Here is an 18271-nt window from a genome sequence, read left to right as displayed (position 1 = left end):
CCCGATCCCATGCGAAAGTCATGGCTGATCCCCCTGATGCTCAGCAGCTGCGGCGCGAAAAAGGCGCCCGAGCCCGTCGTCGAGCCTCGCCCCTTCACCAATCCGGCCCCGCGCGGGGAGATCATGCTCGAACAGGCGATGACCGCGATGCACAACGCCGCGCGCGCGAGCGTTCGCCAGCCGCCGTTGGTCTGGGATCCGCAGCTTGCCGCGGATGCCGGCGCCCATGCCGCCGATCTGGCGCGCAGCGGACGGTTCGAACATGCGCGCCAGCCGCGCGGCGCTGCCGTTCAGGGTGAGAATTTGTGGGCCGGTACGCGCGGTGGCTATCGCTACGATGAAATGGCCCAGCACTGGATCGACGAGGCGCGCGTGTTCGTGAACCGCGCCGCACCGGCCTTCAGCACGACCGGCGACTATCGCGACGCCGGTCATTATGCGCAGATCGTGTGGTCGGGCACACGGCGGTTCGGTTGCGCGACAGCGGTCGGCGCGCAGCACGAGTATCTCGTCTGCCGCTACGCCCCCGCAGGCAATGTGGTCGGAGAGCGCGCAATCCCCTGAGAGCGCGCCGCCTCAGCCGTGCTGCTTGCGGCGGCCCTTGCGCTTCGGCTTGGGCTTCGCTTTCGCGCCCCACAGTCGCAGTCCCAGGATCGCACCGCCGATCGCCACGGCGCCCAGCCCGATCACCGCCCCGATCGTTCCGATCGGCAGCGCCGGCGCGGCGGCCGGCTGGTCCGCGACCTTCAGGACCGGCGGCAGGTCGGGGCGGTCGTGCTTCGGCTCCTGCAAGGGGTAGGGCGACTGATTGGCTTCGGGAACGGGTGGGCTGTGCGACATCGTATGTCTTCCTGTCTGATTCGATCGCGAAACGCTCCGCGCGGGCGCAGGCTCCCCGCCGTTACGATTCCCGTGCTGATCGGGGTTGGTCTGGCGCGCGGCTTGCGCTAGTCGGCCGGGCCATGACGCGCGTTGGCATCATCATGGGATCGACTTCCGATTGGGAGACGATGCGCCATGCCGCCGAGATCCTCGACACGCTGGGCGTCGCCCACGAAACCCGCGTGGTTTCCGCCCACCGTACGCCCGAGCGGCTGTACGATTACGCCAAGGGCGCGGCCGACCGGGGGCTGAAGGTGATCGTCGCAGGCGCTGGCGGGGCGGCGCATCTGCCGGGCATGGCGGCGGCGATGACGCATCTGCCGGTGCTCGGCGTGCCGGTCGAATCGAAGGCGCTAAAGGGCATGGACAGCCTGCTCTCCATCGCGCAGATGCCGGGCGGCATCCCGGTGGGCACGCTGGCGATCGGCAAGGCGGGCGCGATCAACGCCGGTCTGCTGGCGGCAGCGATTCTGGCCGGCAGCGATGCGGACCTCGAAGCGCGCCTGATCGCCTGGCGCGCGGAGCAGACCGACAGCGTGGCGGAAACGCCGGAGTAATTGGGGATAGAGTATTCCCGTTCGGGCTGAGCTTGTCGAAGCCCTGCCCTTTCTTCATTGCGACACGGTCCGCGGCACGGAGAAGGACATTCTTCGACACGCTCAGGGCGAACGGAGGTTTTGATGACACCCCTTCCCCCCGGTTCGACGATCGGCATTCTCGGCTCGGGCCAGCTCGGGCGGATGCTGGCGATCGCCGCCGCGCAGCTCGGCTATCGCACGCACATCTACGCGCCGGAAACGGGGCCTGCGAACGACGTGTCGCCGCTGATGACCCGCGCGCGCTACGACGATGCGGGCGCACTGTCCGCCTTCGCCCGCAGCGTCGATGTCGTGACCTATGAGTTCGAGAACGTCGCCTTCGCCCCCATCGCCGCACTGTCGCCGATCGCGCCGGTCCACCCGCCGGCGATGAGCCTCGCCACTGCGCAGGACCGGGTGAACGAAAAGAGCTTCGTCGAAGGCTTGGGCGGCCGCCCCGCCCCCTGGCGCGAAGTGAAGTCTTTGGCGGAACTGGAGGCGGCGATCGACGCGATCGGCTGCCCTGCGATCCTCAAGACCTCGCGGTTCGGCTATGACGGTCGCGGGCAGGCGCGGATCACCGCCCCCGATCAGGCGCAGGCCGCGTGGGACGCGATCGGCGCGGCGCCGGCGGTGCTCGAGGGCTTCGTCCAATTCGAGCATGAATTCTCAATCGTGCTGGCCCGCGGGCTCGACGGGACGATCGTCAGCTACGCGCCGCCGCTCAACGTCCACAAGGACGGCATCCTCGCCACCTCGACCATCCCCGCCCCGCCCCAGGTCGCCGCGCAGTGGACCGAGGCCGCGACGCTCGCCGGTCGCGTCGCCGCCGCGCTCGACCATGTCGGCATCCTGACGCTGGAATTCTTCGTCGGCGCCGATGGCCCGGTGTTCAACGAAATGGCCCCGCGCGTCCACAATTCGGGACACTGGACGATCGAGGGCGCGGTCACCTCACAGTTCGAAAACCACATCCGCGCGATCTGCGGCCTGCCGCTCGGCTCGACCGACGTGGTCGGGCACGGCGCGGAGATGGAAAACCTGATCGGCGACGACTGGCAGCGCTGGCCGGACGTGCTGGCCGAGCATGACGCGCATTTGCATTTGTACGGCAAGCACGAGGCCCGGCCGGGACGCAAGATGGGCCATGTCACGCGGGTGAAGCGGTAGCCCTCTTCTGCTCCCTCCCCGCAAGGGGGGGAGATAGAGCGCCTCGCACTCGGCAAGCGACCTAGACACTCACGGTATCCCCGACCAAAGTCCCGCCTATGAGCACCGACCATATTTCCGCCCCGACATCCGGCCGACACATCGCCCTGCTGATCGACGCCGACAACGTCTCGCACACCAAGATCGCGGCGATCCTGTCGGAGCTGTCGAAATACGGCACCGCCAACATTCGCCGCGCGTACGGTGACTGGGGTGCGGCGGGTCTCAAGGGCTGGCGGGACAAGCTGCACGCGTTCGCGATCCGGCCGATCCAGCAGTTCAGCTACTCCGCGGGCAAGAATGCGACCGACATCGCGCTGGTCATCGATGCGATGGAGTTGCTCTACACGCAGAAGCTGGACGGCTTCTGCATCGCGTCGAGCGACGCGGATTTCACGCCGCTGGTCATGCAGCTGAAGGCGAACGGCCACGACGTCTTTGGCTTCGGCGAGCGTAAGACCCCCGAGCCGTTCGTCAACGCCTGCACCACCTTCCTCTACCTCGACAGCCTCGTCGAGCCCGACGCCCCGCCCGCACCGCCGCCGGCACCCGCCAAGGCCAAGGCAGCCGCGAAGCCCGCCAAGGCCTCCCCTGCCCCCGCGCCGACACCCGCCCCGGCCGAACTCGAACGCCGCTCGCTGGCGCAGGATGCCAAGCTGGTCACCGCGCTGCGCGGCGGGGTCGAGGCGGCGGAGCGCGACGATGGCTGGGCACTGCTGTCGACCGCTGGCAGCCGCGTGAAGCGCCAGGCACCGATCGACCCGCGCAACTATGGCGTGCGCAACTTCCCGGCGCTGTTCGAGGCGGTCGGCCTGTTCGACATCGTCAAGGGCGCGGACGGGCACGCCTATATCGCGGACAAGCGCAACCGTGAGCGGACGGCGGTGCCGACAGTTTGAACACAAGAATATCAACTCCGTTCGCCCTGAGCTTGTAGAATGGCCGTTCTGCGTGCGGCATAGGATGGGGCGGGCAGGAAGGACGGTGCTTCGACAAGCTCAGCACGAACGGGTGGGGGCAGCCTGTTTGATCGGAACCGAATCGCCAGGGCTTCGAAAACAAGAAGGGCGCGCCGCTCAGCCAGCGACGCGCCCTTCCTGCATTCACAACGCCGGACAGCCTCAGCCCATCCGGGTTCCCGTCATCGGGAAGCTGCCGAAGGCGCCCGCGGTGACCTGGCCGGTCATGCTGTCGCCGTCGACGGTCGCTTCCGCCGTCAGCGTCATCGGCATCGGCACCGTGATGTCGAGGCTCCACTGCAGCGTGTCGCCGTCGACCTTGCCGTTCTTGATCTCGGTCGTGCCCATCGCGCCCGAATATTGCCCGGTGAAGGTGTCGCCCGACGAAGTGATCGTCAGGGTCGCCTTCTGATCGCCCATCGGCGACTTCACGAGCGTATCCCAGCTACCGTCGATATTGGCCATGGTCTCTCCTCACTTCGCCGCGGTGGGAGCTGCCGCGGGGGTCGCGGCGGCCGGAGCGGCGCTTGGTACCACCTCGACAGGGATACCCAGCGTGTCAAGCTGCGGCTTCACCTTGGCGGCGTCGCCGACGACGACCCAGGTCAGCTTCGACGGGTCGATCGCGGCGCGCGCCGCCTGGTCGAGCGCCGCCGGAGTCAGCGCGCGGTAGCGGGCAGGAAGCTTGACGTAATAGTCGTCGGGACGGCCGTACTGCTCCATCCGGATCAGCGCGCCCATCAGTGCGCCACCCGTCTCGAAGCTGCCCGGCAGCGAGCGCACCGAATTGACGATCGCGTTGGTCGCCTCCTGCGGCGTCGTGCCCTGCGCGCCCAGCCAGCCGGTCAGGTCGCCGCGCGCCGCCTTGATCGAATCGCCCGTCTTGTCGGCCTGCACCGGCGCGATCAGGAAGAAGGGCATGCGCTCCTTGACGCCCTGGATCGCGGTGCCGGCGTAATAGGCCCAGCCCTTGGTCTCGCGCAGGTCCGTGATGATGCGCGAGCTCGCCATGCCGCCGAAGACGTCGTTGGCCGTATTGAGCGCCAACGGGTCGGACGTGCCCTTTACGGGCGTTACCTGCCCGGCGATGATCATCGACTGCGGGCTCTGCGGCTTGTCGATCAGCAGGATGCGCTCGGCACCCGCGGCAGCCGGCGCGCTGAACGTCTTGGTGCCCTTGGGCGTCGTGGGCGCACGCCATGACCCCAGCTTGGCTTCGAGCAGCGGCTTGATCTCGGCAAGCGTAGTGTCGCCGATGACGAAGATCGTGCCGTTGTCCGGGCGGATCCAGCGCGCATGATAGGCGACCAGATCGTCCCGCGTCGTCGCCTTCACGCCGGCCGGGGTGCCCGACCCGGTGAAGGGGATGCCGTAAGGGTGGTTCGGGCCGTAGATGATCGGCGGCAGCGTGCGGAAAGCGATGTTCTGCGGCTGGGTGTTCTCCGCCGCGATGCGCGCCAGCTGGGTGCCGCGCAGACGTTCGACGTCGGCGGGCTTGAAGGCCGGGTTACGCAGCACGTCGGCAAACAGGTCGAGCGAGGGGGCGAGGTTCGCCTTCAGCGCCGAGACGCTGACGGTCGACGCGTCCATGCCGGTCGAGGCGTTGAGCGAGGCGCCCAGACGCTCTTCCTCCTCGGCGATCTGCGCCGCGGTGCGGGTCGTCGTCCCCTCGTCCATCAGCGAGGTCATCAACGTGCCCGCGCCCAGCTTCGCGCGGTCGTCGGCAGCCGAGCCGGCGTCGAACGACGCGGCGACATTGACCACCGGCACCGTCGTGCGGCGGGCGAAGACGACCTTCATGCCGTTCGACAGCGTCGTGCGCTCGATCGCCGGGAACTGCAGCGCCGTGACTTCGCCGACCGGCGGCTCCTTGCGCGTCGCGGCGACGGGCGGCGTGGTTGGCGTCTGCGCCTTCACCGCCGGCGCTTCCTTGGCGGCGACGTCGCTGCCGGCCAGCGCCTGATCCTCGGCCGAACGCTCGCCCGGTTCCAGTGTGAGCTTGAAGACCGGACGGCTCAGCCATTTGCGGGTCACCGCACCGACATTGCCTGCGGTCGCCGACGCGATCGTCTGAAGATCCTTCTTATATTCGCCCGGATCGTTCGCGTAGACCGCCCCCTCGGCCAGCGCGACCGCCTTGCCGCCGAAGCCGCCGACCTGTTCCAGGCCCTTCACACGGCTGGCGAGCGCAGTGGTCGCGGCGCGGCGGACCTCGTCCTCGGTCGGGCCGGTCTTGATGAAATCGGCGATGATCTCGTCCATCCGCTTGCCGACCAGGGCCGGGTCGACACCGGGGCGAACGCGAACGTTGATTTCGATGAAGGACAGATTCTCGTGGCTCTGCTGGCCCGCGGACACGCCGACCGCCAGATTTTCCTTGCGCACAAGCGCGTCATACAGCCGCGAGCTGCCGAGACCGCCGAGGATGTCGAGACCCAGGTCGAGAGTCACGTTCTCCGGATCGGTCAGACCCGGCCCGGTCCATTCGCGCGCCAGCCGCACCTGGGCGACACGGTCGCGCATCACCTTTTCGACCGGCGCCGACAGCGTCGGGATGGTGACGGCCGGACGCGGCGTTTCCAGCCCGCGCTTGATGCCGCCGAAATATTGCGCGACCTTTGTCTTCGCGGTCGCCAGATCGATATCGCCGGCTAGCACGAGCACCGCATTGTTCGGGCCGTAATGGTCGCGGAACCAGGTCTTCACATCCTCCAGGCTCGCGGCGTTCAGGTCGGCCATCGAGCCGATCGTCGAGTGGCGATACGGATGCCCTTCGGGCAGCAGCGCCGCGGCTTCGGCATAGGACACCAGGCCGCCCGGCTCGTTCTCACCCATGCGCTTTTCGTTCTGAACGACACCGCGCTGGTTATCGAGCTTCTCCTGCGTCACCGCGCCGAGCAGATGCCCCATGCGGTCGCTTTCGAGGAACAGCGTGCGGTCGAGCGCGCCGGTCGGGACCGTCTCGAAATAATTGGTGCGATCGTACCAAGTCGTACCGTTCCAGTCGGTCGCGCCGATATCCTCCAGACGCCCGAAGAAGCCGCCCGGTGCGTTTTCCGAGCCGTAGAACATCATATGCTCGAACAGATGTGCGAAGCCGGTCTTGCCCTTGGGCTCGTTCTTCGACCCGATGTGATACCAGACCGATACCGCAACAACCGGCGCCTTGCGGTCGGTGTGGACGATGACGCGCAGACCGTTGGGCAGCGTGAACGTTTCGTACGGGATGTTGACCTGCGACACGAGGCTCTGGAGCGAGGCGGACGTCTTCGGGGCCTGGGCGAGAGCCGGTGTCGCCAGCGCGACGAGGGAGACGGCCGCCAGAGCAGAGAATTTGCGCATAAGGTAGAAACATCCATCGGGAGGAATGGGATGGTGTTGATCTAGGCGAAGGTCGGGCGGATCGGCAAGGACGGGGCGTGCAGTTCGTGGGACGCGGCTTGCGTCCGGCGGATTCTTGGCGATCATCGGCGTTCGAAGGTTCATTCCAAGGGGATTTCTCGTTGCGCCACCTGACCGCCCTGCTGCTGCTCTCCACCGTCGCCGCGCCGGTTGCCGCGCAGGACACCACCCCCGCCATCTCGCCGGCGGCGATGCGTGCGCATGTCGAATTCCTGGCCGACGACCTGCTGGAGGGGCGCGATGCAGGGACGCGCGGCTATGACATCGCCGCACGCTATGTCGCGTCACGCTTCGATGCGCTGGGGTTGAAGCCGGGGACGCCCGGTGGCTGGTATCAGACCGTGCGCTTCCAGTCGGCGCGGATCGACCCGGCCAAGCCGGCCGCGATCACCATCGGCGGCTCCCGCTTCGACAATGGCGGCGATGTCGCGATGGCACCGGACGGGCGCTTTCCGGATCAGCAAGTCGACGGCGGCGCGGTCTTCGTGGGCTACGGGCTCGACGCACCCAAGCAGGGCTATCGCGACTATCGCGGGCTCGACCTGAAGGGCAAGTTCGCGGTCATGCTGGGCGGTATGCCCGAGGGGCTGCCGAGCGAGCTCGCTGCGAGTCTGAGCGCCGAGCGGACGCGCGTTGCGATGGCCAAGGGGGCGATCGGTGTCCTGACCATCCCGACGCCGGCGATGCTCAAGCGCTTCCCCTGGGCGCGGGCCAAGGCATCTGTCGGCAATGCCCGCCAGCGCGTCGTCGAACCGAACGGTCAACCGAACCTGCCCGCCCCCGGCATCCGCGCGAGCGGCTATGTGACCGGCGCCGCGCTCGACGCGCTGTTCGCGGGCAGCGGCGCGACCCCGGCTCAGGTCTTCGCTGCCATCGCCAAACCCGGCGGCAAGGTCCGCGGGCGCGCGCTGAAGCCCAGTGTCAGCTTCACCGCGTCCAACCTCGTCACGACATCGCAGAGCCCCAACGTCATCGGCGTCCTGCCCGGCAACGATCCCGCACTCGGGAAGGAATATGTGCTGCTGACCGCGCATCTCGATCATGACGGCATCGACCCCAGCGCGAAGGGCGACGACAAGATCATGAACGGCGCGATGGATAACGCCGCCGGTGTCGCCACGATGCTGGAGGCGGCGCGCGCATTCGTAAACAGCGGGACGCGTCCGAAGCGCAGCGTGATGTTCGTCGCATTGACGAGCGAGGAGGACGGCCTGCTCGGCTCCGACTATCTCGCGCGCCATCCGGTCGTGCCGGCGGGTGGCAAGGTGGTCGCCGACGTCAACCTGGACATGCCGGTGCTGCTCTACAAGCTCGACGACGTGGTCGCGTTCGGGGCGGAGCATTCGACCGTGGGCGAGGCCGCGGCACGGGCGGCGGCGAAGGTCGGACTGACCCTGTCGCCCGATTTCATGCCGGAGGAAAATGTCTTCGTCCGCTCCGACCATTATAGCTTCGTCAAACAGGGCGTGCCGTCGGTGATGCTCGCCACCGGGGTGAAGAACGGGGGCGACAGGATCTTCAAGGACTTCCTCGCCAAGACCTATCACACGCCCGCCGACCAGCCCTCGCTGCCATTCGACTGGGAGTCTGCCGCGAAGTTCGCCGCCGTGAACTACGAGATCGCGCGCGATTTGGCCGACGCTCCACAGGCACCGCGCTGGTATGTGGGGAGTCCGTTCGGCGAGCAATTTGCGAAGGACCAGCCCAAAGCCCCGCGGCCGGGCGCAAAGTGAGGCGTGTCTCCCACCGTTCGTGCTGAGCGAAGTCGAAGCACCTGACTCCCGCCCTTCGACTACGCTCAGTAGACTGAGACATTGAGTTTGGCGCTGACGTGAATACCGGGATTAACCGGGAAAAGGTGGGGATAGCCGGACGTGCCTCACCTCCACATGGGAGGCGCGGCTTCAAGGCGTTGCTCGTCTAGCGTTCCACTCAGCTTCGCAAAGCGTGACGGCCTCGGCGATCGAAACGTAATTACCTTCGCGCATTCGTTCTGACCGGTAGGCGATTGCCCGATCCGCGAGGCTCTTCGCACTCAAAACCGGCTCGCTGGTGGACAGGCTGCTGTGTATCGACGATGGCCCGGAGGTATTAGCAGAGCCGGTTTCAACCGCGCTGACTGCCTCTGCTATCGAAATGTGCACATCGGCGTTTGCCATTTGCGATTGAAAGGCGATCGCCCGATCGGCGAGTTCTTGAGCGCAAATAGCGACCTTTACGGATGGCCGCGCGCTGTGCAGCGAGTGCAAGCCGCTAAAATTCGGCAGGTTCGTCAAACTGGCCCGTAACAGCTTGGTTATAGCACCATCGCGCTTGTGAGCGATTACCGGTGAAACCCCGCGATAGTGACGCCACATGGCGGCAGATGGATCGACCCAATCGACCCGCCCCCAAACTCCGTCATTTCGAGATTGCAGTTCCACGATCCAGCCATGCGCTGGCGCGGCTCCGCCCTTCGGCGCGGCTAAATCGGTGGCGTGATTCACGTCTAAAACGAGTTTCTCACCGCGTCCAAGCGAAGCTGCAATCAGTTCTTGGGGATTGTCCAGCCGATAAGGCCCGCGACCATCGTTGGTCCGAATAGCGCCCGAGGGAATCAGATGGAGCCACTGCGGGATAATAGAGCCGGAGTGACCGATTTCGTTGGCCGCGCACAAGGCGATTGATGGATTAGGGTCAGGACTCATTTATCACAGCCAGAAGATGACGGTGGCAGCGAGGGCGACGGCGGAGAAGAAGGCCGTGGGGCAGCGATCGTAGCGGGTTGCAACGCGCCGCCAGTCTTTGAGGCGGCCGAACATCATCTCGATACGGCTACGGCGCCTGTACCGGCGCTTGTCGTATCTGATCGGTTCGTTGCGTGATCGCCGACCCGGGATGCAGGGCTGGATGCCCTTTGCCTGGAGAGCATCCCTGAACCAATCGGCGTCGTAGCCGCGGTCGCCGAGCAGCCACTGCGCTTTTGGCAGGTCGTCCGGCAGCGCTGCCGCGCCGGTGTAATCGCTGACCTGCCCGGCGGTCATGAAGAAGCTCAAAGGGCGGCCGTTCGCGTCGGCCACGGCATGGAGCTTGGTGTTCATGCCGCCTTTGGTGCGCCCGATCAGGCGGCCGAGATCCCCTTTGCAACCCGCAGGCTCGAAGCCGTGCGGTGCGCCTTCAAGTAGGTCGCGTCGATCATGACGGTCTTCGGCTCGGCATCGCCCGCAGCCAGCCCCTCCATCATGCGCGTGAATACGCCTCGCTCGCCCCAGCGCTTCCACCGGTTATACAGCGTCTTGTGAGGACCATACGCGCTTGGCGCATCTCGCCAGCGCAGGCCGTTGCGGTTGACGAAGACGATGCCGCTCAGCACCCGCCGGTCATCCACCCGAGGCTTGCCATGGCTCTTCGGGAAAAACGGTCGCAGCCGCTCAACCTGCTCATCCGTCAGCCAAAACAGATCGCTCATCCCGGTCTCCTTGCGGAGCCTGAATCAGATCGCGACGCTCGCATCAATGGGTCCTGACCCTAATAAGCTGCGGCCTCCCGCCTGTAATCGAAGCGGGATCGGGATACTTGGCCAAGTTCTCGTTGTTGATGTATTTCGCGAGCGTCTGTTCGAAGCTGGAAGCCGCAGCATTCAAGCCCCTGAGATATGCAGCTATAATATCATCCGAATGCACTGGCACCGCAGAAATCGCGCGTTGGCGCGATAGGCAATCGGCGATTTGGGTGTCCAGCTCTGCAACTCGCGCGCGCATAGCCGCAATGGTCTGAGCGAAATTTTTGATATCCATTGGGTCCCCACCAAGTCCGTGCGCACCCTCGGCTGCTGACACTTTTCGATATCAGCACGGTCGCTCAACCCGACCAATCGCCGCTTACCCAACGATGCCGAGGGTTCGCTTAGCTGTGATGAATGACAGCCGATGGAGTGTCGCCCTGACACACGTCAGGTCTGTCGGTCAGCGAATAAGTCTTGCTGTCGGTCATCCGGCTCGCGCAACAGCCTGTAGACTTGCCGCTCGGAATAGCCTGTTTCCAGTGCGATCCCTGCCACGGTTAGGCTCGACACGCGGCGCAATTCGCGAACTCTTGCGCGCCGTTCCGGCTGCTTTGGGATGCTAAGCCTTCCGCCACCATACCACGCCGAAAGCTTTGCTGCTATTTCCAAGCCCAACGCGATGCGCAAAGGATGATGGTCGCCAACCCTCCGCGGTACATAAATCGTGGTGCCGCCGAGCTTGCGGGCGAGTAGGTAGGCGGCGTCGGCACCGATCGCGTCGACCAGCTCTGCCATCATTTGGTCGCCGGCCGAAGGCATGGTATTATACCTCGCCAGCCGCTGCACGAGCCGCCCGGCCTGTAACCGGGAACGCTTCGGGCGTTAGGTCAAGGGGCGGCTGGCACCCCGCATAGCCGTAAGAAGCCATAAGAAGGCCCCTACAGCTTCGTTTGATCGGGGAGGGTATCTGCCGACCTCAAGGCGTATAGGACGCGTTCTAGCCGCCCCGCTGTGTCATCGACGTGTTTGAGGTAGGCAATGAGCGCGAGCGAGGCGGCGCCGATCGCGTCCGGATCGAGTTTTCTAGTCGGGTGTATCGCCAGGTCGTAGATCGTTTCGACCATCGAACCGGTGTTGCTGATCCCGACCTGAAGTTCGTTGATAAGAAGTTCGTGATCCACGGACTGCGAGCCGACCATTCGCGCGGCAAGGTCTTCCATGTAAGACATCTCAAATCCTTAACGAATATGGTTAATGCTGTAGGGTGCGAATGCCGATGCGTTCGGCCGATCAGGCGAAGGTTAGGACAGTTCGAACGACTTCCCGCGTGACCGGATTTCCGCCGGATTGATCGCGAACCTCGTCTAGGAAATCGGCAAGGCGTCGGAAGCTGCGTTGCGCATTCTGACTGCCGAAGGCTGAACCGATCGCGTCGATCGCCCCCTCGTCAGTAATTCCCCACGCTCGAACGAAGCGTTCAACATCCTCGCGCTCTACGTCGTCGTAGGAGAAGCGCTCGCGGTAAAGCAGTCGATCCTGCATTCCTTCGTCTAGAATACTCATTCCCGAGCCCTTCGCTTCTAGCGATAGCTCGTTATTGCCGACAAAAATCAGTCCGATAGGGAAGTGTCCGGCGCAAAACCCGTGGGGCTCGTTCCAATCACGAAGGGCGTCGATCGCCCCGTTAGTGAGGCGCTGAGCTTCATCAAAGACGATCGTCAGTTTGGGATATGTCGCAGGCAGACTATGTTTTCCCAGATGACCTGCCGCGTTCTGAATTTCGATCGCGATATAGCGCTGGACTTCCGAAGTAGCGTTGGTGACGTACCGCGTTTCCCGACCGGATAGTTGACGTAGGGCCAGAAGCATCGATTGCAGCGCCTGCGGCCCCGTCACTCCCCGCTTGTTGATCCGCGTCACCATCACGCCATCGGGGTTCGCAGCCTTGAACGCCGCCACCGCAGTGGATTTGCCGATGCCGGGCGGGCCAACGAAGAACGAAGCGCGGCGGCGATCGTGAGTCCGCTGCATCCGCGCCACCATGGTGCTCAGCACGCGCGTTTGTATCGGGTTATCCATTGGCCTGTTCCCTCAGCAAATTGCGGGTGATTTGATCCCGGCGAGCCCGGCGGCGCGCGGCCTCGTCCATTTCGTTGGACGCGCGGTCGATTGATTCGAGACGTGCTCCGGCGAATTGCTTCGCTTCGATCGACATGCCGAGGTCGATCAGCGGCGCGGCCGACGCGCGACCGGGCAGCGGCACGACGTTCGGAGACAGCGTTTCGGTTGGCGCGATCGGGCGGAGTTCGCGACGGCGCCGGCCGGCGGCGCGTTCGACATCGCGCTGTTCGCGAGAAGAACCAATCGCGCCCAAAATTTGTCCCGGCAGGAACGGCATGTCTTCCAGCAGCGCGGCCCAGCCAAGGTCCGGCAGGTTGATGAGCGGTGCGGCATCGCGTTGGTATGGCATCGCGATCTCGACCGATTGGCCGTTAAAGCGCGCCAGCTCGGGGTGCCGCCAAGCCGCTCCGTTGAGCGATATCGCGCCCTTGACGACGCGGCGGTCAGTCCGCTTGGCGAACGCAGCCTCCAGCGCGAACGTGTCGACGCGGACCGGACGCCACCCGTTCGCCAGCTTCGCCGAATACCAGTCGGCAGGCGACCGGCCGGCGAAAAAGCCCGTCTTGATTGGGTAGGATTCGAACTGGACGATCCGGGCTTCGGCTTCCGCCACGAAGTCACTGAAACTGCCGGGGTAGGGAGCGGGCGGCTTTCCAACCGTCTGCGTTTTCTTGTTCATGCGGTCGCCGCCGGCCCATCCCCGCATTTGCGAGAAAACGAAGCGGTCCAGCGTCGCGAACTTGCTCTCGATCGGCTTCGACGCGCCGGAATAGGGCTTGGCGTTGACGATCGTACGCGCACCAGGCGTGTTGATAAGTTCGAGGGCGGACCTGATCTTGTCGAAAACGGCGAATTCAGTACCGTTGTCGCGGTAGAGCTGACGGGGAAAGCCCCAATCACGGTGTGACACCATCGCCTTGAAGGCGTCGATGACGTGCTCCTGTCGGACGCCTTCGCCTTGCGCGAGTAGGGCATAGTGGCGAAAGACGCGGTGCGTCCCCCAATCCATGAACGCAATAAGCTTTGGCCAAGACGTTGTGCCGTCCGCGCGGCGAACGATGCAGTCGAGCGGCTTCACGTCCATCACGACGATTTCCATCGGCGATAGGCCAGTGGCGTCGCGACGGATGCGCGGCTTCGTGTCGTCCCAGCGCTTCCGGTCGTTCTCGCGTACGTCCAGGCGGCGATCGGCCTGGAACTGCATGACACGGCGCTGCGAGATCCGGATAGCCGCGTCGGGTAACTGGATGCCGCGTTCGCCGAGATCGCGACGAAATAGCGTCAGAGCGACGCGGCGCACCTGTTCCCATCCAGCCCGTTGCGCCGGGGACGCCCATGCGCGGCAAAGCAAATGATCGACTTCCGAGCCAATCGCCGGCAGCTCCGCCGGATCGAACCCGCATTCGACCCATGCAGCGTCGAATTGGCGAGACACCCAGGCGCGGCGTTGGCCGGCATCGCTCGGCAGCTTCCGCGCCAGCGCATTCATGTCGCCGCCGGCATCTTCCAGCCGCTTGATCCAGTTGTAGATCGTACGTTCCGGCTCGCGCCATTTCTTCGCCGCACGACGGACTTCGGCCTTGCGCTCCGCGGTGCCGGCGGGCGCCTCAATCGCCTCCTGGATCACACGGAAGCGGTATTCGATCCGCGCGGATTGGTTCGGCGCTGGACGATATCCGCAACCGGCGGGAGAGGGTTCAACGGCAACGATTGCCGTTTTATCGGTGCCTCTAAATCGGTTCTGAAGCTCCTCTGAGAGGCTGCTTAGCGCGACTTCATATCGCGCACCCGAGCGACCGCCACGGGCACCGAAAACCTCTCGCACTTGCAGTGGCAGCCCTTTCCACAGTCCGCCCTTGGCCGCTCGGCTTACGCCTTCGTATGCCGACTGTCGGGTTATATCGGCGAGCGCTGCGAACTCAGGGATCGAAAGGTAGACCTGTTTCAATTTAGATCGCCGAGCCGATACTGGCTTGAACAAGGCGATTGCGAAGCCGTCGCGCGCCGGGTCCATTAGTCTTGCCAGTCACAACATGGTGGGCATAGGCCGGGTCGATACCATTCGCTCGGCACCATCCTGTCATGGTAGTACCTTGAAGGATGAAGCCCGCTCGAACTTGAGGGAGTAGACTGACTTGAAGCGCCACGAGTTACCCGCCTTTCATGCCATTTGATAATGCGGGATATCTCAGAATATCAAACGGGGCAAGCGCTGACTGAATGGTCGGGCGACACTGCGTCATTGCTTGCAGAGATGAAGCGACGGGCGGGCGTCCGGACCGATCAGGAGCTGGCCCGCTTCATGGGTGCGGCCCAAAGCACCGTGTCAAATTGGCGGAAGCGTGACGCGATTCCGGAGGCTGCCATCCTCCAGTTTGAGAAGGCGGCATCTGATCCAGATGGTAATGGATTCTCACGGTCGCTTGCAGCGCGCACCATTGCTCTACGGCTTCCGGAACTTTGGTTTGCGCGGTTCCAGACCAAAGGTGCGTTGCCGGGCCGGTATGTTCCGTACGCTGCGATATCCTATAATCTCAATGCGATCGTGGCGGAGATTGCACGTCAAATGGAGTCGTTGGAAACGACGCACAACCTAAGCACCCATGAACTGGCAATGCTGCTTATTGAGGACGAGAAGTTTTTAAATGGCGTGCTTGATCGGGTTTCATCGACATCGATGTCGGACATGCTGACCCTTGAAATCGACGCCGAGCGTCGTGCCAGGCGAACCTGACCAATGACCTTACCAATCACATTTTCAGCGGCGAAAAATCCCAGATTCGCGTCACTTTCTATTGGTAAGGTCTTGCGCATTAGAGATTGGCAACAAGCTATCTCATTATCGCAGATTTCTGCGGTTTGTTCGCGTCTGACGCTGGATCAGGGGAACCGACCTTAGCGCCAATCTCTGAGTCTCGCTCCAGCGAACGGTGGATTTGTGGCCCGCCCCTTGTGTTGCCCAAAAGTCACACCATCTTCGTCGGCGTAACGAACAGGGGATGATATGAACCTCGAGAAATTCACCGACCGCGCGAAGGGCTTCCTGCAATCCGCGCAGACCGTCGCGATCCGAATGTCGCACCAGCAGATCGCGCCCGAGCATCTGTTGAAGGCGCTGCTGGAAGACGAACAGGGCATGGCCGCCGGCCTGATCCAAGCCGCAGGCGGCGACGCCAAGAAGGCGGTCGCCGAAACCGATCTGGCGCTGGCCAAGGTGCCGGTCGTGTCGGGTGGCGGTGCGCAACAGACGCCGGGCCTGAACAATGATTCCGTCCGCGTGCTCGATCAGGCCGAGCAGATCGCGCAGAAGGCCGGTGACAGCTATGTCACCGTCGAACGGCTGCTGGTCGCCCTCGCGCTCAGTCTCCACACCGCCGCGGGCAAGGCGCTGCAAGCCGCGGGTGCGTCGGCCGACAAGCTCAACGCCGCGATCGTCCAGATGCGCGGCGGCCGTACGGCTGACACTGCGGGCGCCGAGGATCGCTACGACGCGCTGAAGAAGTTCGCTCGCGACCTGACCCAGGCGGCGCGTGACGGCAAGCTCGACCCCGTCATCGGCCGCGACGAGGAAATTCGGCGCACGATCCAGATCCTCGCGCGCCGCACAAAGAACAACCCCGTCCTCATCGGCGAACCCGGCGTCGGCAAAACCGCGATCGCCGAAGGCCTCGCGCTGCGCATCGCCAACGGCGACGTGCCGGATACGCTCAAGGACCGCACGCTGATGGCGCTCGACATGGGCAGCCTGATCGCGGGTGCCAAATACCGTGGCGAGTTCGAAGAGCGGCTGAAGGGCGTGCTCGACGAGGTGAAGGCCGGCGAAGGCGACATCATCCTGTTCATCGACGAGATGCACACGCTGGTCGGCGCCGGGAAAACCGATGGCGCGATGGACGCGTCGAACCTGTTGAAGCCCGCGCTTGCTCGCGGTGAGCTTCATTGCATCGGTGCGACCACGCTCGACGAATATCGCAAGTATGTCGAGAAGGACCCCGCGCTCCAGCGGCGGTTCCAGCCGGTGTTTGCCGACGAACCGACCGTCGAGGACACAATCAGCATCCTGCGCGGGCTGAAGGAGAAGTACGAGCTTCATCACGGCGTACGCATCACCGACGGCGCGATCGTGGCGGCGGCGACGCTCAGCAACCGCTACATCACCGACCGCTTCCTGCCCGACAAGGCGATCGACCTAATGGACGAGGCGGCGAGCCGCATCCGCATGGAAGTAGAGTCGAAGCCCGAGGAGATCGAGACTCTCGACCGGCGCATCATCCAGCTGAAGATCGAGCGCGAGGCGTTGAAGCGCGAGAGCGATCAGGCATCGAAGGACCGTCTGACGACGCTGGAGAGCGACCTCGCGAATCTGGAGCAGCAGTCGGCCGAGCTGACTACCCGCTGGCAGGGGGAGAAGGACAAGATCGCGTCCGAAGCCAAGCTGAAGGAGACGATCGAGGCGGCCAAGCTGGAGCTCGAACAGGCGCAGCGATCGGGCGACCTCGCGAAGATGTCGGAGCTCAGCTACGGCACCCTCCCCGCCCTCCAGAAGCAGCTCGACGAGGCCCAGGCCCAGACGGGTGCCGCGATGCTGCGCGAGGAAGTCACCGCCGACGATATCGCCGGCGTGGTCGGCCGCTGGACCGGCATCCCGGTCGAACGGATGCTGACCGGCGAGCGCGAGAAGCTGCTGAAGATGGAAGAGGTGATCGGCAAGCGCGTGATCGGTCAGTCCGATGCGGTGCGCGCCGTCTCCACTGCCGTCCGTCGCAGCCGCGCGGGGCTACAGGACCCGAACCGGCCGCTGGGCTCGTTCCTGTTCCTCGGGCCGACCGGTGTCGGCAAGACCGAACTGACCAAGGCGCTGGCCGAGTTCCTGTTCGACGACGCATCCGCAATGGTGCGCATCGACATGAGCGAGTTCATGGAGAAGCACGCCGTCGCCCGCCTGATCGGCGCGCCTCCGGGCTATGTCGGCTATGAGGAAGGCGGCGTGCTGACCGAAGCCGTCCGCCGCCGGCCGTACCAGGTCGTGCTGTTCGACGAGGTCGAGAAGGCGCATGCCGACATTTTCAACGTGCTGCTCCAGGTGCTCGACGACGGGCGGCTGACCGATGGCCAGGGCCGCACGGTCGACTTTTCGAACACGCTGATCATCCTGACGTCCAACCTTGGCAGCCAGTATCTGGCGAACCTGGGCGACGGCGAGGATGTGGCGAGCGTCGAACCGCAGGTCATGGAGATCGTCCGCGGCCACTTCCGCCCGGAATTCCTCAACCGGCTGGACGAGATCATCCTCTTCCACCGCCTGGCCGCCGACCACATGGCCCCGATCGTCGATATCCAGGTTGGCCGGCTCGGCAAACTGCTGGCCGACCGCAAGGTAACGGTGGACCTGTCGGATGCGGCGAAGGCATGGCTCGGTCGCGTCGGCTACGACCCCGTCTATGGCGCCCGCCCGCTAAAGCGCGCGGTCCAGCGCTACCTGCAAGACCCGCTCGCCGACCTGATCCTGCGCGGTGAGGTGAAGGATGGGGCGACCGTGCGGGTCGACGAGGGCGATGGGAAACTGGCGCTTAGCGTGAGCTGACCCGCTCTCACAGACCCCAAAAAAACGGGGCGGGTTCGTAAAAACCCGCCCC

General features: G+C 64.7%; 16 protein-coding genes. 7 read left to right on the top strand and 9 right to left on the bottom strand.

The genetic code is table 11. The features are described 5' to 3' along the window. Window positions 1-9: 9 nt before the first annotated feature. Window positions 10-564: a CAP domain-containing protein gene (locus ACFSC3_RS09250; RefSeq protein WP_380940119.1), complete on the top strand. Its 555-nt coding sequence runs from the start codon at window positions 10-12 to the stop codon at window positions 562-564. 12 nt (window positions 565-576) lie between these two features. On the opposite strand, the gene ACFSC3_RS09245 is transcribed toward ACFSC3_RS09250, so the two are convergent. Further along, window positions 577-840: a hypothetical protein gene (locus tag ACFSC3_RS09245; RefSeq protein ID WP_380940118.1), complete on the bottom strand. Its 264-nt coding sequence runs from the start codon at window positions 838-840 to the stop codon at window positions 577-579. Between the two features lie 122 nt (window positions 841-962). Here ACFSC3_RS09245 and purE point away from each other — a divergent pair, with 122 nt between their 5' ends. From purE to ACFSC3_RS09230, 3 genes are all read left to right on the top strand, one after another. Further along, a complete protein-coding gene (purE, locus tag ACFSC3_RS09240; RefSeq protein ID WP_380940117.1) occupies window positions 963-1439 on the top strand; it encodes a 5-(carboxyamino)imidazole ribonucleotide mutase in 477 nt (158 codons plus the stop codon). Between the two features lie 123 nt (window positions 1440-1562). Beyond that, window positions 1563-2630, top strand: coding sequence for a 5-(carboxyamino)imidazole ribonucleotide synthase (locus ACFSC3_RS09235; protein ID WP_380940116.1), 1068 nt, complete (start codon window positions 1563-1565; stop codon window positions 2628-2630). A 98-nt stretch (window positions 2631-2728) separates the two neighbouring features. Continuing rightward, complete coding sequence (locus ACFSC3_RS09230; RefSeq protein WP_380940115.1) at window positions 2729-3568, top strand: NYN domain-containing protein; 840 nt, start codon at window positions 2729-2731, stop codon at window positions 3566-3568. Between the two features lie 222 nt (window positions 3569-3790). Here the strand turns inward: ACFSC3_RS09230 and ACFSC3_RS09225 are convergent, their stop codons facing one another. Beyond that, a complete protein-coding gene (locus ACFSC3_RS09225; RefSeq protein WP_380940114.1) occupies window positions 3791-4093 on the bottom strand; it encodes a hypothetical protein in 303 nt (100 codons plus the stop codon). 9 nt (window positions 4094-4102) lie between these two features. Then, window positions 4103-6970 (bottom strand): M16 family metallopeptidase, encoded by a 2868-nt coding sequence (locus ACFSC3_RS09220; protein ID WP_380940113.1) that lies wholly within the window; start codon window positions 6968-6970, stop codon window positions 4103-4105. A gap of 161 nt (window positions 6971-7131) precedes the next feature. Here ACFSC3_RS09220 and ACFSC3_RS09215 point away from each other — a divergent pair, with 161 nt between their 5' ends. Then, complete coding sequence (locus ACFSC3_RS09215; protein WP_380940112.1) at window positions 7132-8763, top strand: M28 family metallopeptidase; 1632 nt, start codon at window positions 7132-7134, stop codon at window positions 8761-8763. Window positions 8764-8934: 171 nt separating this feature from the next. On the opposite strand, the gene ACFSC3_RS09210 is transcribed toward ACFSC3_RS09215, so the two are convergent. The 6 genes from ACFSC3_RS09210 to ACFSC3_RS09185 all read right to left on the bottom strand — a co-directional run bounded on the left by ACFSC3_RS09210 (window position 8935) and on the right by ACFSC3_RS09185 (window position 14262). Next, window positions 8935-9717: a phage protease gene (locus tag ACFSC3_RS09210; protein ID WP_380940111.1), complete on the bottom strand. Its 783-nt coding sequence runs from the start codon at window positions 9715-9717 to the stop codon at window positions 8935-8937. A 3-nt stretch (window positions 9718-9720) separates the two neighbouring features. Continuing rightward, a protein-coding gene (locus ACFSC3_RS09205; protein WP_380940110.1) for an IS5 family transposase occupies window positions 9721-10478 on the bottom strand; the annotation gives its coding sequence in 2 pieces (ribosomal slippage) (window positions 9721-10154 and window positions 10154-10478; 759 coding nt in all). A gap of 483 nt (window positions 10479-10961) precedes the next feature. Beyond that, complete coding sequence (locus ACFSC3_RS09200; protein WP_380940109.1) at window positions 10962-11312, bottom strand: hypothetical protein; 351 nt, start codon at window positions 11310-11312, stop codon at window positions 10962-10964. Window positions 11313-11452: 140 nt separating this feature from the next. Next, window positions 11453-11734: a hypothetical protein gene (locus ACFSC3_RS09195; protein WP_380940108.1), complete on the bottom strand. Its 282-nt coding sequence runs from the start codon at window positions 11732-11734 to the stop codon at window positions 11453-11455. 70 nt (window positions 11735-11804) lie between these two features. Continuing rightward, the gene (locus ACFSC3_RS09190) at window positions 11805-12569 is read right to left on the bottom strand and encodes an AAA family ATPase (protein ID WP_380940107.1); all 765 of its coding nucleotides are present in this window, start codon (window positions 12567-12569) and stop codon (window positions 11805-11807) included. Between the two features lie 16 nt (window positions 12570-12585). Further along, window positions 12586-14262 (bottom strand): Mu transposase C-terminal domain-containing protein, encoded by a 1677-nt coding sequence (locus ACFSC3_RS09185; protein WP_380940106.1) that lies wholly within the window; start codon window positions 14260-14262, stop codon window positions 12586-12588. A gap of 549 nt (window positions 14263-14811) precedes the next feature. On the opposite strand from ACFSC3_RS09185, the gene ACFSC3_RS09180 reads away from it, so the two are divergent. Then, window positions 14812-15369, top strand: a complete 558-nt coding sequence (locus tag ACFSC3_RS09180) for a helix-turn-helix domain-containing protein (RefSeq protein WP_380940105.1) — start codon at window positions 14812-14814, stop codon at window positions 15367-15369. A 270-nt stretch (window positions 15370-15639) separates the two neighbouring features. Then, window positions 15640-18219, top strand: a complete 2580-nt coding sequence (clpB, locus tag ACFSC3_RS09175) for an ATP-dependent chaperone ClpB (RefSeq protein ID WP_380940104.1) — start codon at window positions 15640-15642, stop codon at window positions 18217-18219. Window positions 18220-18271 lie beyond the last annotated feature (52 nt).

It is taken from the genome of Sphingomonas floccifaciens, from assembly GCF_042681125.1.
GTDB classification, from domain to species: domain Bacteria; phylum Pseudomonadota; class Alphaproteobacteria; order Sphingomonadales; family Sphingomonadaceae; genus Sphingomonas; species Sphingomonas floccifaciens.
This window is presented reverse-complemented; position numbering and strand designations above follow the sequence as displayed.

Coding starts and splice junctions, on each gene's coding strand:
- ACFSC3_RS09250 (WP_380940119.1), top strand. CDS start 10: ATGCGAAAGTCATGGCTGATCCCCCTGATGCTCAGCAGCTGCGGCGCG.
- ACFSC3_RS09245 (WP_380940118.1), bottom strand. CDS start 840: ATGTCGCACAGCCCACCCGTTCCCGAAGCCAATCAGTCGCCCTACCCC.
- purE (WP_380940117.1), top strand. CDS start 963: ATGACGCGCGTTGGCATCATCATGGGATCGACTTCCGATTGGGAGACG.
- ACFSC3_RS09235 (WP_380940116.1), top strand. CDS start 1,563: ATGACACCCCTTCCCCCCGGTTCGACGATCGGCATTCTCGGCTCGGGC.
- ACFSC3_RS09230 (WP_380940115.1), top strand. CDS start 2,729: ATGAGCACCGACCATATTTCCGCCCCGACATCCGGCCGACACATCGCC.
- ACFSC3_RS09225 (WP_380940114.1), bottom strand. CDS start 4,093: ATGGCCAATATCGACGGTAGCTGGGATACGCTCGTGAAGTCGCCGATG.
- ACFSC3_RS09220 (WP_380940113.1), bottom strand. CDS start 6,970: ATGCGCAAATTCTCTGCTCTGGCGGCCGTCTCCCTCGTCGCGCTGGCG.
- ACFSC3_RS09210 (WP_380940111.1), bottom strand. CDS start 9,717: ATGAGTCCTGACCCTAATCCATCAATCGCCTTGTGCGCGGCCAACGAA.
- ACFSC3_RS09200 (WP_380940109.1), bottom strand. CDS start 11,312: ATGATGGCAGAGCTGGTCGACGCGATCGGTGCCGACGCCGCCTACCTA.
- ACFSC3_RS09195 (WP_380940108.1), bottom strand. CDS start 11,734: ATGGAAGACCTTGCCGCGCGAATGGTCGGCTCGCAGTCCGTGGATCAC.
- ACFSC3_RS09180 (WP_380940105.1), top strand. CDS start 14,812: ATGCGGGATATCTCAGAATATCAAACGGGGCAAGCGCTGACTGAATGG.
- clpB (WP_380940104.1), top strand. CDS start 15,640: ATGAACCTCGAGAAATTCACCGACCGCGCGAAGGGCTTCCTGCAATCC.